The organism is uncultured Paracoccus sp. (genome assembly GCF_945915435.1).
Lineage (GTDB): Bacteria > Pseudomonadota > Alphaproteobacteria > Rhodobacterales > Rhodobacteraceae > Paracoccus.
On sequence record NZ_CAMEFG010000005.1, the window covers coordinates 14,390 to 28,626 of the forward strand.

General features: G+C 61.6%; 14 protein-coding genes. 4 read left to right on the forward strand and 10 right to left on the reverse strand.

Annotation, left to right across the window (positions count from 1 at the left end; translation table 11 throughout):
* Positions 1-53: 53 nt before the first annotated feature.
* Positions 54-659 (reverse strand): RdgB/HAM1 family non-canonical purine NTP pyrophosphatase, encoded by a 606-nt coding sequence (gene rdgB, locus Q0O97_RS02875; protein ID WP_294924589.1) that lies wholly within the window; start codon positions 657-659, stop codon positions 54-56.
* On the reverse strand, positions 656-1,369 hold the full coding sequence (rph, locus tag Q0O97_RS02880) for a ribonuclease PH (RefSeq protein WP_294924592.1): 714 nt from the start codon (positions 1,367-1,369) through the stop codon (positions 656-658). The genes rdgB and rph overlap by 4 nt, the downstream gene beginning before the upstream one ends.
* Before the next feature lie 95 nt (positions 1,370-1,464).
* Here rph and hrcA point away from each other — a divergent pair, with 95 nt between their 5' ends.
* Complete coding sequence (gene hrcA / locus Q0O97_RS02885) at positions 1,465-2,517, forward strand: heat-inducible transcriptional repressor HrcA (protein WP_294924594.1); 1,053 nt, start codon at positions 1,465-1,467, stop codon at positions 2,515-2,517.
* A gap of 4 nt (positions 2,518-2,521) precedes the next feature.
* Positions 2,522-3,082, forward strand: a complete 561-nt coding sequence (gene grpE / locus Q0O97_RS02890; protein WP_294924598.1) for a nucleotide exchange factor GrpE — start codon at positions 2,522-2,524, stop codon at positions 3,080-3,082.
* Positions 3,083-3,310: 228 nt separating this feature from the next.
* Here the strand turns inward: grpE and Q0O97_RS02895 are convergent, their stop codons facing one another.
* From Q0O97_RS02895 to Q0O97_RS02925, 7 genes are all read right to left on the reverse strand, one after another.
* On the reverse strand, positions 3,311-4,186 hold the full coding sequence (locus Q0O97_RS02895) for a ParB/RepB/Spo0J family partition protein (RefSeq protein WP_294924601.1): 876 nt from the start codon (positions 4,184-4,186) through the stop codon (positions 3,311-3,313).
* 10 nt (positions 4,187-4,196) lie between these two features.
* A complete protein-coding gene (locus tag Q0O97_RS02900; protein WP_294924603.1) occupies positions 4,197-4,973 on the reverse strand; it encodes a ParA family protein in 777 nt (258 codons plus the stop codon).
* Positions 4,966-5,547, reverse strand: a complete 582-nt coding sequence (rsmG, locus tag Q0O97_RS02905; protein ID WP_294924607.1) for a 16S rRNA (guanine(527)-N(7))-methyltransferase RsmG — start codon at positions 5,545-5,547, stop codon at positions 4,966-4,968. Before rsmG ends, Q0O97_RS02900 begins: the two co-directional genes overlap by 8 nt.
* The gene (gene mnmG / locus Q0O97_RS02910; RefSeq protein ID WP_294924610.1) at positions 5,544-7,403 is read right to left on the reverse strand and encodes a tRNA uridine-5-carboxymethylaminomethyl(34) synthesis enzyme MnmG; all 1,860 of its coding nucleotides are present in this window, start codon (positions 7,401-7,403) and stop codon (positions 5,544-5,546) included. Before mnmG ends, rsmG begins: the two co-directional genes overlap by 4 nt.
* Positions 7,404-7,411: 8 nt before the next feature.
* Complete coding sequence (gene mnmE, locus Q0O97_RS02915; protein ID WP_294924612.1) at positions 7,412-8,671, reverse strand: tRNA uridine-5-carboxymethylaminomethyl(34) synthesis GTPase MnmE; 1,260 nt, start codon at positions 8,669-8,671, stop codon at positions 7,412-7,414.
* Between the two features lie 22 nt (positions 8,672-8,693).
* Complete coding sequence (gene rho / locus Q0O97_RS02920) at positions 8,694-9,965, reverse strand: transcription termination factor Rho (protein ID WP_294924615.1); 1,272 nt, start codon at positions 9,963-9,965, stop codon at positions 8,694-8,696.
* A 119-nt stretch (positions 9,966-10,084) separates the two neighbouring features.
* Positions 10,085-10,531: a CopD family protein gene (locus Q0O97_RS02925; RefSeq protein ID WP_294924618.1), complete on the reverse strand. Its 447-nt coding sequence runs from the start codon at positions 10,529-10,531 to the stop codon at positions 10,085-10,087.
* Positions 10,532-11,003: 472 nt separating this feature from the next.
* On the opposite strand from Q0O97_RS02925, the gene Q0O97_RS02930 reads away from it, so the two are divergent.
* Together Q0O97_RS02930 and Q0O97_RS02935 are read left to right on the forward strand one after the other, a co-directional pair.
* Complete coding sequence (locus Q0O97_RS02930) at positions 11,004-12,059, forward strand: aldo/keto reductase (RefSeq protein WP_294924620.1); 1,056 nt, start codon at positions 11,004-11,006, stop codon at positions 12,057-12,059.
* Between the two features lie 67 nt (positions 12,060-12,126).
* The gene (locus Q0O97_RS02935; protein WP_294924623.1) at positions 12,127-13,095 is read left to right on the forward strand and encodes a nitronate monooxygenase family protein; all 969 of its coding nucleotides are present in this window, start codon (positions 12,127-12,129) and stop codon (positions 13,093-13,095) included.
* Here Q0O97_RS02935 and Q0O97_RS02940 read toward each other — a convergent pair.
* Positions 13,092-14,183, reverse strand: coding sequence for an N-acetylglucosamine-6-phosphate deacetylase (locus Q0O97_RS02940; protein ID WP_294924626.1), 1,092 nt, complete (start codon positions 14,181-14,183; stop codon positions 13,092-13,094). The two genes, Q0O97_RS02935 and Q0O97_RS02940, sit on opposite strands and share 4 nt — an antisense overlap.
* Between the last annotated feature and the right edge of the window lie 54 nt (positions 14,184-14,237).

Sequence of the window (14,237 nt, forward strand, 5' to 3'; positions counted from 1 at the left end):
GGCCAGGTCATTTCAAGCTGCAAGATCGCGGATCCGATGCGCCAGTCGAGACCCTATGCAAGGACCGCCTCCAGCTTGCGGAAGGCGTCGGCGCGGTGGCTGATGGCGTTCTTTTCGTCCGGCGTCATCTCGGCAAAGGTGCGGTCGTGACCCTCGGGGACGAAGATCGGGTCGTAGCCGTGGCCATGCTGCCCGCGCGGCGGCCAGACCAGACGGCCCGGCGCGATCCCTTCAAAGATTTCCTCGTGCCCGTCGGGCCACATCAGCAACAGGGTCGCACGGAACTGCGCGCGGCGGGGTTCGGGGGCACCGCGGGCGTCCAGCGCGGCCCATGTGCGGGTCATGGCCTGCATGAAGTCGCGGCCATCCGGCGTCTCGGCCCAATCGGCGGTATAGACGCCCGGCGCACCGTCCAGCCCGTCCACCGTGATGCCGCTGTCATCGGCCAGGACGACCAGCCCGGTCGCCTGCATCGCGGCGCGGGCCTTGATGCGGGCGTTTCCGATGAATGTATCCTCGGTCTCGAGCGGCTCGGGCAGGCCAAGCTCGCCCGCGCTGGTCACGTCGATGCCATGCGGGGCCATCATGGCGCGGATTTCGTCCAGCTTGCCGGCGTTATGGGTCGCGACCAGCAGCTTGCCCGCGGTCAGCCGCCTCATCCCAGTGCGGCCTTTTGCGCGGCGGCCAGTTCGGCCACCCCGGCCTCGGCCAGATCCAGCAATTCGTTCATCTGATCGCGCGAGAAGCTGGCGCCTTCCGCCGACATCTGCACCTCGATCATGCGGCCGCTGCCGGTCAGGATGAAATTGGCGTCGGTCCCGGCCTCGCTGTCCTCGGCATAGTCCAGGTCAAGCACCGCCTGACCGGCATAGATGCCGCAGGACACCGCGGCGACGTGATCCAGGATCGGATCGCTGGTCACCAGCCCGGCCTTGAGCAGCTTGTTCACCGCCAGGCGCAGCGCCACCCAGCCCCCGGTGATCGAGGCGCAGCGCGTCCCGCCATCGGCCTGGATGACATCGCAATCGACGACGATCTGGCGTTCGCCAAGGGCACGCCGGTCCACGCCCGCCCGCAGCGCGCGACCGATCAAGCGCTGGATTTCCTGCGTCCGGCCCGTCTGCTTGCCCGCCGCGGCCTCGCGCCGGTTGCGGGTGTTGGTCGCGCGCGGCAGCATCCCGTATTCCGCCGTAACCCAGCCCTGCCCCGAACCTTTCAGGAAAGGCGGGCATCTTTCCTCGATCGAGGCCGAGCAAAGCACCTCGGTCCCGCCGCAGCGGATCAGGCAAGAGCCTTCGGCATGGCGCAAGACCCCGGTTTCGATTGAAATCGGGCGCATTTCGCTTAAGTTTCGTCCTGACGGGCGCATTTGTCGTTCCTTCTGGCATTCCGTTGCCAGATACAGGCCCGGCGGCCCGCTTCGCAACCCGTGAACGATGAATATGACACCCATTCGACGACCAGATGCCCGATAATCACCTGCTAACCGAACTGAACGACCGCTCGCGCGAGGTGTTTCGCCGCGTCGTCGAATCCTATCTGGACACGGGCGAGCCTGTCGGCTCGCGCACGCTGACCCGCGACATGAGCGAGAAGGTCAGCGCCGCCACCATCCGCAACGTCATGCAGGACCTGGAATATCTGGGCCTGCTGGGCAGCCCGCATATCTCGGCGGGACGGCTGCCGACCCAGTTGGGGCTGCGGCTGTTCGTGGACGCGCTGATGGAGGCCGGGCCGGTCGATGCCGACGACCGCTCGCGTATCGAGCAGACGGTGGGCGACACCACCGACACCGGGCAGATGCTGGACCGCGTGGGCGGCGCGCTGTCGATGCTGACGCATGGGGCCTCGCTGGTGCTGATGCCCAAGCAGGAAGCGCCGGTCCGCCATATCGAATTCGTCAGCCTCGCCCCCGACCGCGCGCTGGTGATCCTGGTCTTTGCCGATGGCCGGGTGGAAAACCGCGTCTTCACGCCCCCTCTTGGCCAGACCCCCAGTTCGATGCGCGAGGCGGCGAACTTCCTCAACGCCATCGCAGAGGGGCGCACCCTGACCGACCTGCGCCGCACCATCGCCGAGGAAATCGCCGCGCGGCGCGCCCAGCTTGACGGGCTGGCCGCCGACCTGATCGGCACGGGGCTGGCGCTTTGGGACGGCGACGGCCCGGATTCGCGGCTGATCGTGCGGGGCCGGTCCAATCTGCTGGACCACGAACTGGCCGATATCGAGCGCGTGCGCGAGCTGTTCGACGACCTGGAACGCAAGCGCGACATCGTGCGCTTCCTGGAACTGGCCGAGGAAGGCGAAGGCGTGCGGATCTTTATCGGCTCGGAAAACAAGCTGTTTTCACTTTCGGGTTCCTCTCTGGTGGTTTCACCCTATATGGACTCTGACCGAAAGATTGTTGGGGCGGTGGGCGTGATCGGACCGACGCGGCTGAACTATGGCCGGATCGTGCCGATCGTCGATTACACCGCCCAGCTTGTCGGGCGCATTTTGTCGGGCAAAAAAGGATGAGACGATGACGCAAGAAAAAAACGAATTCACGGACGAGCAGATTTCCGGGATCGAAGACCCTGCCGACGGAACCCGGACGGATGAGGAAACCCTCGGCCCGGATGTCGAGGCGATCATCGCCGAACGCGACGATTATCGCGACCGCTTCATGCGCGCGCTGGCCGATGCCGAAAACGCCCGCAAGCGCGCCGAAAAGGAACGCCGCGATGCCGAGCAATACGGCGGCTCGCGCCTGGCCCGCGACCTTCTGTCGGTCCATGACAACCTGACCCGCGCGCTGGCCGCGGTGACGGACGAAAGCCGTGCCGCATCCGCCGCGCTGATCGAAGGGGTCGAGCTGACGCTGCGCGATCTGGAAAACATCTTCTCGCGCCACGGAATCAAGGTCATCACCCCCGAAATCGGCGAGAAGTTCGACCCCCTTCTGCACGAGGCGATGTTCGAGGCCCCCATCCCCGAAACCCCCGCCGGCAATGTCATCCAGGTAATGAACCACGGTTTCATGTTGCATGAGCGCCTGCTGCGGCCTGCACAGGTCGGCGTCAGTTCGGCCCCCGTGGCGTGAACCCGCGACCGGCCCGCGTCCCTGGGCCGGTCTTGCCCCACCGGTCCGCCGCGATTTGGTTCGGCGGCGACGGGCCGGGAATCACGCTTCCATGAGTATCGGTCGCAGGCGCATATCGCCCAGATTGGACGCAAATCCACCTATTTTCTGAAATTACGTCCGAAGGTTGGATTCTGTCGACGGTCCGTCTGTCATCAGCATCCGATATTTATATTTTATTTCAACCGCTTAATTGGCCAGCAACTGGCAAAGCCGATCCAGTTGATCCAGGTCGCGATATGTGATGACCAACTGTCCGCCCTCGGTTCCGCGATGATTGATGCTGACCTGCATCTTCAACTGGGCCGACAGGTCCCCTTCCAGAACCCGCGTATCCGCGTCTTTTTCAGGCGCCTTGGATCGTGACGAGCGGGGTTGCGCAGGTTCGGACTGTTTGCGTACAAGGTCCTCGACCTCGCGGACGGAGAGGCCCTTTTCGATGATCTTTCGCGCAAGTTCAACGGCATTGGGGGCGGTGATCAATGCCCGCGCATGGCCTGCCGTCAGTTTGCCTTCCTTCAACCAGATCTGCACCTGTTCGGGCAGGTTCAGCAGACGAAGAAGGTTGGCGATATGGCTGCGGCTCTTGTTCAGGGCTTCCGCAAGCTTTTCCTGCGTATGGCCAAAGCGATCCATCAACTGGCGATACGAGGCGGCCTCTTCGATCGCATTCAGGTCGGCGCGCTGGATGTTTTCGACGATCGCGACTTCCAGAACCTCGGTATCGGTCAACTCCCGGACGATCACGGGAACTTCATGAAGTTGCGCGATCTGCGCGGCACGCCAGCGCCGTTCCCCTGCGACAATCTGATAAAGACCATCATCGGAAGGATGGGGCCGCACGATCAGAGGCTGCAACATGCCGCGATTGCGCAGGGATTCCGCCAACTCCTGCAAGGCTTCGGGCGCGAAACTGCGGCGCGGCTGGTCGGGGTTCGGGGTCAACTGCTCGACCGGAAGCACCTGGCGAGGGCTGGGGCGATCGTTGGGAACAAGATCGACATCCGCCATCAGGACGGACAAACCGCGACCCAAGCCTCGTTTCTCGTTCTTCATCTCTGCCATCCTGTCAAAATTACGCAGTTACAAGCTGCCGCTGAAGAAATTCCTGTGCCAGACTTCGATAGGCGTTGCTGCCCTTTGAAGTGGTGTCGTAGCGCAGGACCGGCATGGCATGTGACGGCGCCTCGGACAACCGCACGTTGCGCGGAATGACCGTCTTGTAAACAAGGTCAGAAAGCGTGTTTCTGGCGTCGGCCTCGACCTGCTGCGACAGATTGTTGCGATTGTCCGACATGGTCATCAAGATCCCCTCGATCCGAAGATCGGGATTGGCGGACTGGCGAACCTCGCGCACCGTGGTCAGCAGTTGGGAAAGTCCTTCCAACGCATAGAATTCCGCCTGAAGCGGAACCAGGATGCTGTGGGCGGCGACCATGCCGTTCAGGGTAAGCAAGCCCAAGGCGGGCGGACAATCAATCAAGATGAAATCAATACCTTGTATGTCCGCGATCTTGTTCCGCAACAACTGGGTTCGACCCGGCGTCGTGGACAGTTGAACATCCGCCGAAGCAAGGTCCGAGGTCGAAGGAACCAGCCTGAGATTCTCAACCTCGGTCGAAACCAGGCAGGCTTCCAGCGTTTCATCTGTCGCCAGAAGATCGAAGGACGTCAAAACCCGCTCTTCGGCGGGGATACCAAGCCCGGTGGAAGCGTTCCCTTGGGAATCGAGATCGATAATGACGACGGAATGCCCCAGTTCAGCCAAGGCTGCCCCGAGATTGATCGCTGTCGTCGTCTTTCCGACACCACCCTTTTGATTCGCAATCGCGACAATGCGAGGTTTAGACATGGCGTATCTTTCTGACTTTCAATATGGCAGCTTCGGGATCGGTGACACTTCTGAAGGTTTCCAGATCAAAACGCCAATGTTTGCGGGCTTCCTCGACCTCGGATTGCCATGTTTTACCCTTCATGAACCAAGCAGTCCCATCCGCCGCAAGATGTCCGTCAACATATGCCATGAGCCGATCCAGTGAAGCAAGCGCCCTTGCGCTGATATTGTCGCTTTTCAGCGCCTCCGTTGCCTCAATGCGCTGTGCCAGGACGGTCACATTCTTCAGTTCCAACTTCCTGGCAACCGCGCGTAGAAACTCGGCTTTTCTTCTATCACTTTCTAGCAGGCTCACCTGAAGTTGTGGGCGATATATGGCAATAATGGCGCCCGGCAGTCCACCGCCGCTGCCCATGTCCAACCATGATCCGGTTTGCGGTGCAAGAACAGCAAGCTGGCTGCAATCTTCTATGTGACGATGCTCCAAGTCATCGACCGTTGAAGGCGCAATGAGGTTGATGTGGGGATTCCACTTGCGAAGAAGATCGGCATAGGCCGCAAGCTTCTCCTCTGTTTCACGTGAAACACTCATGCCGTTTTCCGGCGTCTGGATCTGATGGTAGCGACAAGCAAGGTAAGCGCGGCGGGGGTCATTCCCTCGATTTTGGCGGCCTCTGCTATTGAAAGCGGTTTTTGAGCTTGCAGCTTGGTCTGCAACTCACTGGACAAGCCCGACAGCAGGTTGAAATCGAAGTCGGGCGGGATGCAGATGGCTTCCTCCCGCTTGAGCATTTCGGAATCCTGTTTCTGCCTTGCTACATATTGATCATACAGGGCATCGATACTCAGTTGGTCGATAATCCTGGGATCAGACTGGGAAAGCTGTTCATCCAGAGCCAGAACCACCTTTCGATCAAGGGATTGTTGTCCAAGAAGCCGGAAAAGACTGCGCTTTGACCCGTCATTCCTTACTGAAATTCCGAGCTTTTCCAGTTGTTGGGGCGAGAAGGAAAGTGCTTCAGCGCGGTTGCGAAGCACTTGGTAAGACGTCATTTTCTTCGCGAAATGCCCTTTCCTCTGCCGGGATACGCAGCCGAGATCAATACCAATCCCCGTCAGCCGCTGATCCGCGTTATCCGCGCGCAGCGACAGGCGAAATTCGGCCCGGGAGGTAAACATTCGGTAAGGTTCACTAACGCCCCGCGTGATCAGATCATCGATCATCACGCCGATGTAGCTTTCCGCACGGCTGAAATGAAAAACCTCCCGCTTTTGCGCTTGCAAAGCGGCGTTGATACCCGCCACCAGCCCTTGTGCGGCGGCTTCCTCATACCCCGTGGTCCCGTTGATCTGCCCAGCAAGAAACAAACCGACACGGGATTTCAGCTCAAGCGTCCGCTTCAGCGCCCGGGGATCTATGTAATCGTACTCGATCGCATAGCCAGGTTGCAGGATGGTCACATCCTCCAACCCCGCGATGGACCGGACGTATTGTATCTGAATTTCCTCGGGAAGCGACGTGGATATTCCGTTCGGATATACCATATCACTTTGTAATCCCTCGGGTTCCAGGAAAATCTGATGCGAGTTCTTATCCGAAAAACGCACCACCTTGTCTTCAATCGACGGGCAATAACGAGGTCCAGCCCCAGCGATATGCCCGCCATACATGGCAGAGCGATGCAGGTTGTCCCGAATTAGGCGATGAGTTTGCTCATTCGTGTGCGTGATGCCACAACTAATCTGAGCAACGGCGGGTGCCGTGCTAAGATATGAGAACATCGTGGGAATTTCGTCCCCCGGCTGTTGTTCAAGCCTGTCCCAATCGATCGTATGCCGATCAAGGCGCGGTGGCGTCCCGGTTTTAAGACGGCCAACCGGCAAGTCCAATGCACGAAGTGAGTTGGCAAGCGAAACCGAGGCCTCGTCCCCCCAACGCCCCGCCGGCCTGCTGACGTCTCCTATATGAATAACGCCGTTAAGGAAGGTTCCCGTGGTCAGGACAACCTGAGACGCGGAAAAATCTCTACCGTCTTGCAGGGACACGCCTGCGACATGTTCGCCCTCCCATGCAATTCCGCTTACCTCGCCTTCGATCAGCGTAAGATTTTCTTGCTTATCCACACAAGATATTGCGGCGTGCCGGTAAAGATCGCGATCTTGTTGTGCCCGGGGACCTTGAACCGCAGGACCTTTACGTCGGTTAAGCAAACGGAACTGAATGCCAGCCCGATCGGCCAGAACGCCCATGACACCATCAAGAGCGTCAATCTCACGAACAAGGTGACCCTTCCCAAGGCCGCCAATCGCGGGATTGCAAGACATCGTTCCAATATCACGCTTGCGAAGCGTGATCAGCGCTGTCTGACATCCCATCCGCGCAGCCGCCATTGCCGCCTCGACACCGGCATGACCCCCGCCAACGACAACAACATCGAATTGTTTCACGTGGAACACTACTTTCCAATGCAGAAGGATGAGAATATCTCATCCAGATAATCCTCGGCCCCAAAACGGCCAGTCATGCTTGCCAGTTCCTGCCCTGCCCTACGAACCGCTTCGGCAAGTATTTCCGACGGAACGTCGGAAATATCCAACGCGGTCACCGCCCGCCTCACCGCTTCCGCCTGACGCTTTCGGCTGACCAGCGCCGAATCCACGGCCCTAGCCTTCAGCAGATCATATATCCGATCAAGAAGTTCCGCGATACCCTTTCCCGTGAACGAGGATACCGCAAACTCACCCCCATCCCCCGTCAAGTCATCCTTGGAACGAACAACCAGATCACCTTCAGCAAAGGGCGCTTGCCTTTGCCCATCCTCGGACAGGTGAATCCGCAGATCAGCCTTCCCGGCCCTTTTCCGGGCGCGTTCGATCCCCAGGGCTTCGACATATTCAGCGCCCTCGCGCAAGCCAGCGGTGTCCAGAAAGGTGACCGGCAGTCCACGCAGATCGACGCGAAGCTCCAGAATATCCCGCGTCGTGCCCGCCACATCCGTGACCAGGGCAACTTCCCGTTGTGCGATCCGATTCAGCAGACTTGATTTTCCAGCATTGGGCGGTCCGATAATCGCAACCTCATAACCTTCACGCAACCGCTCGGCTGCCGGGTAGGTTTTCAACAAGCCTTCCAGGATCTCACGAACATCCCCCATCAGCGAAAATACTTCGTCAGGAACCTCGTCGGGAACCTCTTCATCCGCGAAATCAATGCTTACTTCGATCAACGCCCCGGCACGGATCAGGTTTTTTCGCAGATCTTCGGCCAGTTTTCCAAGTTCGCCATCAGCCGCCTTCATTGCCAGCTTGCGCTGTGCTTCGGTTTCGGCTGCCAGCAGATCGGCAAGCCCCTCGGCGGCAGCAAGGTCCATCTTGCCGTTGATGAAAGCGCGGCGGGTAAATTCCCCCGCCTCTGCCCGGCGCAAACCTCGTGCCAATAACGCATCCGAGATCCGGGAACCGATCACGGGCGCGCCGTGCAGATGAAATTCGACAACCTCTTCCCCGGTAAAGCTTTGATTTTGTTCAAACCAAAGCACCAAGGCGCGATCTATCACCTCACCCTGGTCTTTCAGGGCGCGCAACCCGGCATAACGGGCAGGTCCCAACGGCCCGGCCAGATCCTCGGCCACGCGGCGCGCATCGGGTCCGCTTATCCGAACGACAGAAACCCCCCCACGGCCAGGGGGGGTTGCTTCCGCGAAGATGGTGTCCACATCATCCTCCGTCGAACATCCGTCAGGCGTTCATCGAATCGAAGAACTCGCTGTTGGTCTTGGTCTGTTTCAGCTTCGAGATCAGGAACTCGATCGCATCGGTCGTGCCCATCGGGTTCAGGATGCGGCGCAGAAGATAGGTCTTTTGCAGGTCCTTGGCATCGACCAGCAACTCTTCCTTCCGGGTGCCGGATTTCAGGATATCCATCGCCGGGAAGACGCGCTTGTCGGCAACCTTGCGATCCAGGACGATCTCGCTGTTGCCAGTGCCCTTGAATTCTTCAAAGATCACCTCATCCATGCGCGACCCGGTGTCGATCAGCGCCGTCGCGATGATGGTCAGCGACCCGCCACCCTCGATATTACGCGCCGCGCCAAAGAATCGCTTGGGCCGTTGCAGGGCATTCGCATCCACACCGCCCGTCAGAACCTTGCCCGAACTTGGCACGACCGTGTTGAAGGCCCTACCAAGTCTTGTGATCGAATCAAGCAAGATAACAACATCTCGTTTATGCTCAACCAAGCGCTTGGCCTTTTCGATCACCATTTCCGACACCGCAACGTGACGGCTGGCCGGTTCGTCGAAGGTCGAGGACACGACCTCGCCCCGGACCGAGCGTTGCATATCGGTCACTTCCTCGGGCCGTTCGTCGATCAGCAGCACGATCAGGTAGCATTCGGGATGATTGCGTTCGATCGAATGGGCGATGTTTTGCAGCAGAACCGTTTTACCCGTGCGCGGCGGTGCCACGATCAGCGAACGCTGCCCCTTCCCGATGGGTGCGACCAGGTCGATGATCCGGGCCGAACGGTCCTTGATCGTGGGATCCTCGATCTCCATCTTCAGCCGTTCATCGGGGTAAAGCGGCGTCAGGTTGTCGAAGGCCACCTTGTGCCGTGCCTTGGCGGGGTCCTGGAAATTGATCTGCTCGACCTTGGTCAGCGCGAAATAACGCTCATTCTCGCCCGGCGCGCGAATCACCCCTTCGACCGTGTCGCCGGTGCGCAGGCTGTGCTGGCGGATCATGTCGGGGCTGACATAGATATCATCGGGACCCGGCAGATAGTTCGCCTCGGGCGAGCGGAGAAAGCCGAAACCATCCTGCACCACCTCCAGCACGCCGTCGCCGCCGATTTCATAGCCATCCTCGGCATGTTCCTTCAGCAGCGAGAACATCATCTCGCCCTTGCGCATGGCCGAGGCGTTCTCGATCTCCCACTCTTCGGCCATAGCCAGCAGGTCGGCCGGCGTCTTGGCCTTCAGGTCGGCCAGGTTAAGACGTTCTTCGCTCATCATCGCGCTCATATGGGAAACGGCCCGGACGGCCGGGCTTGCGTTCTTGTGTCAGGAGGAATCCCCCGCCGGACGGCGGTTTCACCCCAGATAATCGCCCCGCCAGAAAAAGTCAATTCTCAGAACTTGACCACCACCGACAGCACGATCAACACCATCAGCAGGGTCGGGACCTCGTTCATGATGCGATAGCTGCGCCCCGTGGCGCCCTGCCCGCGCAAAAGCGCGCGGCGCTGCCCCTCCAGCCAGCCGTGAAACCAGCTCATCCCCAGCACGCCCGCCGCCTTGGTCCAGGGCCAGACCATCGACCAGTCGACAAGCCCCGGTATCGCGACCAGCGCCAGCCCCGCCAGCCATGTCACCGCCATCGAGGGGCGCATGATCAGCCGGATCAGCTTGTCTTCCATGATGACGAAGGATGCGACCGGTTCGACCCCCTGTCCGCCGCGTTCCGCATGATAGACGAACAGCCTGGGCAGATAGAAGATCCCTGCCATCCAGGCGATCACAGCCATGATATGCAGCGCCTTGATCCAGGGATAGGCCATGCTGAGCAGTTCGGTCATTCGTCTCTCCTGCCTTCCGGCTCTCTCTTATTGAAATAAGAAAAGAAAATGAATGTTGTTGTTGTTTTAAGGCATGTGGAAAACTGGACAAGCCGGCTTGCCGGAAATCATCCCCAGGTTACCAGCCTGTGAAGAATTTTGTTCCGGGCCGGGGATAGGTGAAATAAAACAAATAAAAATCAGTAAATTATGTCTATATCCATCTGCTGACAAACCTGTGGATAAAATTTCTTTTCCCAAGCCTGTGGAAAGATCGGCATGGGTTTTCCCCTTGTGGATGGTTGCGCCTGGTTCCGGCTTGGTTCCCGCCGGTTATCAACAGGCCCGGTGGCGGGGCTTGCCGCTCCACAAAAACCGAGCCGATTCCCCCACCCGCTTATCCACAGGGATGTCCCCTTGTCCGGGGCTTGCATCCGCGCCCTTTTGCGGCCCACATTCCCCCGATCAGACGGCCAGAACGGAAAGGATGCCCGTGAAGAAGACACAGCTTGGCACAAGCGGCCTGAAAGTCAGCGAAATCTGCCTTGGCACGATGACTTTCGGCAACCAGACACCGGCCAGGGACGCCCATGCCCAGCTTGATCGCGCAGTTGGCGTGGGGATGACGTTCCTTGACGTGGCCGAGATGTATCCCGTCAACCCCGTGCGCCGCGAAACCGTGGGCCGAAGCGAGGAAATCATCGGCGAATGGCTGGCCGCTCGCGGTCGGCGCGATGATGTCCAGATCGCGACCAAGGTTTCCGGGCCCAGCGAAAGCGTCCGGGCCGAAGGCTATGATGGCCGGATCATCCTTCGCACCATCGAGGATTCGCTGCGCCGCCTGCAAACCGATGTCATCGACCTTTATCAGTTGCACTGGCCGATGCGCGGCAGCTATGCCTTTCGCCAAAGCTGGCGATACGATCCTTCGGCGCAGGATCCGGCAGCCACCCTTGCGCATATGGAGGACGTGGCGGACGCCTTGGCCCGCGCCGTGACCGCGGGCAAGATCCGTGCCTTCGGCCTGTCCAACGAATCCGCCTGGGGCACGACGCGCTGGATCGACAGCGCGGCGCGCATCGGCGGGCCGCGCGTGGCGTCGGTCCAGAACGAATATTCGCTGCTTTACCGCCTTTACGACACTGACATGGCGGAAATGGCGGTGAACGAAGGGGTGACGCTCTTGTCCTATTCGCCGCTGGCGGCGGGATTGCTGACCGGGAAATACCTGGACGGTGCCCTGCCCGATGGCAGCCGCGCGGCGGTCGATGCGGCCAATGGCGGCACCGGCAAGCTTGGCGGCCGCCGGACGCCGCAGGCCATCGCCGCCGTCGCCGCCTACAAGGCCCTTGCGGATGAGGTGGGGCTGGACCTGATCCACCTGTCCATCGCCTGGCAGCGGACGCGGCCCTTTCCGATCATCCCGATCATCGGCGCGACCGATCCGGCGCAGTTGGATCACCTGATCGCCGGGCTGGACCTGCGGCTGACGGATGACGTCATCGACCGGATCGAGCAGACCCGCCGCGACCATCCCATGCCTTTCTGACGCCGCGTTACGCTTGGTTGCCGCCTTGCGGGGCGGCAACCTGCGGCAAGTTCGTGAAAGGAAGACCATGCTGCCCCCGATCCTGCAAGACCTGCGCATTCCCGTCGTCGGCTCGCCCATGTTCATCCTGTCGGGACCCGAGCTGGTCATCGCCCAGTGCAAGGCGGGCATCGTCGGCAGCTTTCCGGCGCTGAATGCGCGCGAGGCGGCGGGCGAGCCGCCGCTGCTGGACACCTGGCTGACGCAGATCGCGCAGGAACTGGACCGCCACAACCAGGCCAATCCCGACCACCCCGCCGCGCCTTTCGCCGTGAACCAGATCGTCCATCGCAGCAACGCGCGGCTGGAGCGGGATATCGAGATTTGCAATCGCCACAAGGTTCCCATCTGGATCACCAGCCTCGGCGCCCGGCCCGAGGTGAACGAGGCCGCCCATGATTGCGGCGCCATCGCGCTGCATGACGTCATCAACAACCGTTTTGCCCGCAAGGCTATCGAAAAGGGCGCTGATGGGCTGATCGCCGTCGCGGCGGGGGCGGGGGGCCATGCCGGGCCGCAATCGCCCTTTGCGCTGGTGCAGGAAATCCGGCAGTGGTTCGATGGGCCGCTGCTGCTGTCGGGCGCGATCGCGACGGGCCGCGCGGTGCTGGCCGCGCAGGTGATGGGGGCCGATCTGGCCTATATCGGCAGTCCCTTCATCGCCAGCACGGAATCGCGCGCGGTGCCCGATTACAAGCAGATGATCGTCGATTGCGGGGCCGAGGATATCGTGAACTCTGCCTCTTTCACCGGGATTGCGGGGAATTACCTTGCGCCTTCGATCCGCAACGCGGGGCTGGATCCGACGGCGCTTGACGGCGATCCCACCCATATGGATTTCGGCGCCGATGACGCCGCAAGCAGCCGCCCCAAGGCGTGGAGCCAGATCTGGGGCGCGGGTCAGGGCATCGGCGCGGTGCGCGAAATCAGGCCCGCCGGCGCCATCGTGGACCAGCTTGCCCGCGAATATGCCGAGGCACGGGCGCGGCTGGCCTAACCCAGCAGGACAGGCGTTTCGCCGTCCAGCACCAGCAGGTGATCCAGCGGCAGGCCGGGCGCCAGTTGCAGCGGCGGCAGGCCGATGGCGGCGCGGGGGATGTCGCTGGCCATCGCCAGCGCGGTTTCCAGCGGGGTGCCCGCGTGGCGGTGCAGGCGCAGGACGCAATCCAGCAGGCTGACATGCGCACCGGCCAGCGCGCCCTCGGCATTGACCAGCCTGCCGTCCTTGACATGAATCTGCTGGCCGTAAAGCGTGAAGTGGTCCGGCCCGCCGACCGTCGGCATGGCGTCGGACACCAGAAAGCTGCGTCCTTCGCGGGGCCGCGCGGCCAGCGCGATGCGCAGCATGTCCCAATCGACATGGATGCCGTCTGAGATCAGCCCGACATGGGCATCCGACAGGACCGCCGCCCCGGCAATGCCCGGATCGCGCGACAGCATCGGCGGCATCGCGTTGAAAAGATGGGTGAACATGGTCACGCCCTGCGCCAGCGCCTGCCGTGTCTGGGCCGCGCTTGCCGCGCTGTGCCCGGCGGAAAGGGTGACGCCCATCGCCGCGGCCTCGGCCATCGGCGCGGGGTCGGCCAGTTCGGGGGCCAGCGTCAGGATCACCGGCAGGCCAGCGTCGCGCAACCGGCGCAGGATCTCCAGCGTGTGCCGGTCCAGCGGGCGGATATGGCGCGCATCATGGGTGCCGCGGCGGGCAGGGGCGATATGCGGCCCCTCGATATGCAGGCCCAACAGGCCGGGATCGTCCTTGCAGACGATGGCGGCGTCAGCGGCGGCCTCGATCACCTGCGGCGCGTCGGTGATGACGGTCGGCATGATCTGCGCGGTGCCAAGCCGCAGATGCGCCCGGCGGATCGCCCGCAGCCCTTGGGGCGAGGGGTCGGCGTTCACCAGCACCCCGCCGCCGCCGTTCACTTGCAGGTCGCTCAGGCCGGGGGCCAGCAGGGTGACGTGGCGGTCGGGCCGGTCGCCCGGCGCAAGGGGGCGCAACTCGGCCACGCGCCCACCTTGGATGCGCAGCACCATGCCGGACTGCCACGCGCCCAAGACCAGCACCCGGTCGGCCGAGATCAGCATTCAGACCCCGGCACGATGCCCGAAATGCCGGGGCAGGGCGTCGCCCCAAGGTTG

What these genes read in the sequence shown, in the direction of transcription:
- rdgB (WP_294924589.1), bottom strand. Translation starts at nt 659, where the DNA reads ATGAGGCGGCTGACCGCGGGCAAGCTGCTGGTCGCGACCCATAACGCC.
- rph (WP_294924592.1), bottom strand. Translation starts at nt 1,369, where the DNA reads ATGCGCCCGTCAGGACGAAACTTAAGCGAAATGCGCCCGATTTCAATC.
- hrcA (WP_294924594.1), top strand. Translation starts at nt 1,465, where the DNA reads ATGCCCGATAATCACCTGCTAACCGAACTGAACGACCGCTCGCGCGAG.
- grpE (WP_294924598.1), top strand. Translation starts at nt 2,522, where the DNA reads ATGACGCAAGAAAAAAACGAATTCACGGACGAGCAGATTTCCGGGATC.
- Q0O97_RS02895 (WP_294924601.1), bottom strand. Translation starts at nt 4,186, where the DNA reads ATGGCAGAGATGAAGAACGAGAAACGAGGCTTGGGTCGCGGTTTGTCC.
- Q0O97_RS02900 (WP_294924603.1), bottom strand. Translation starts at nt 4,973, where the DNA reads ATGTCTAAACCTCGCATTGTCGCGATTGCGAATCAAAAGGGTGGTGTC.
- rsmG (WP_294924607.1), bottom strand. Translation starts at nt 5,547, where the DNA reads ATGAGTGTTTCACGTGAAACAGAGGAGAAGCTTGCGGCCTATGCCGAT.
- rho (WP_294924615.1), bottom strand. Translation starts at nt 9,965, where the DNA reads ATGAGCGAAGAACGTCTTAACCTGGCCGACCTGAAGGCCAAGACGCCG.
- Q0O97_RS02925 (WP_294924618.1), bottom strand. Translation starts at nt 10,531, where the DNA reads ATGACCGAACTGCTCAGCATGGCCTATCCCTGGATCAAGGCGCTGCAT.
- Q0O97_RS02935 (WP_294924623.1), top strand. Translation starts at nt 12,127, where the DNA reads ATGCTGCCCCCGATCCTGCAAGACCTGCGCATTCCCGTCGTCGGCTCG.
- Q0O97_RS02940 (WP_294924626.1), bottom strand. Translation starts at nt 14,183, where the DNA reads ATGCTGATCTCGGCCGACCGGGTGCTGGTCTTGGGCGCGTGGCAGTCC.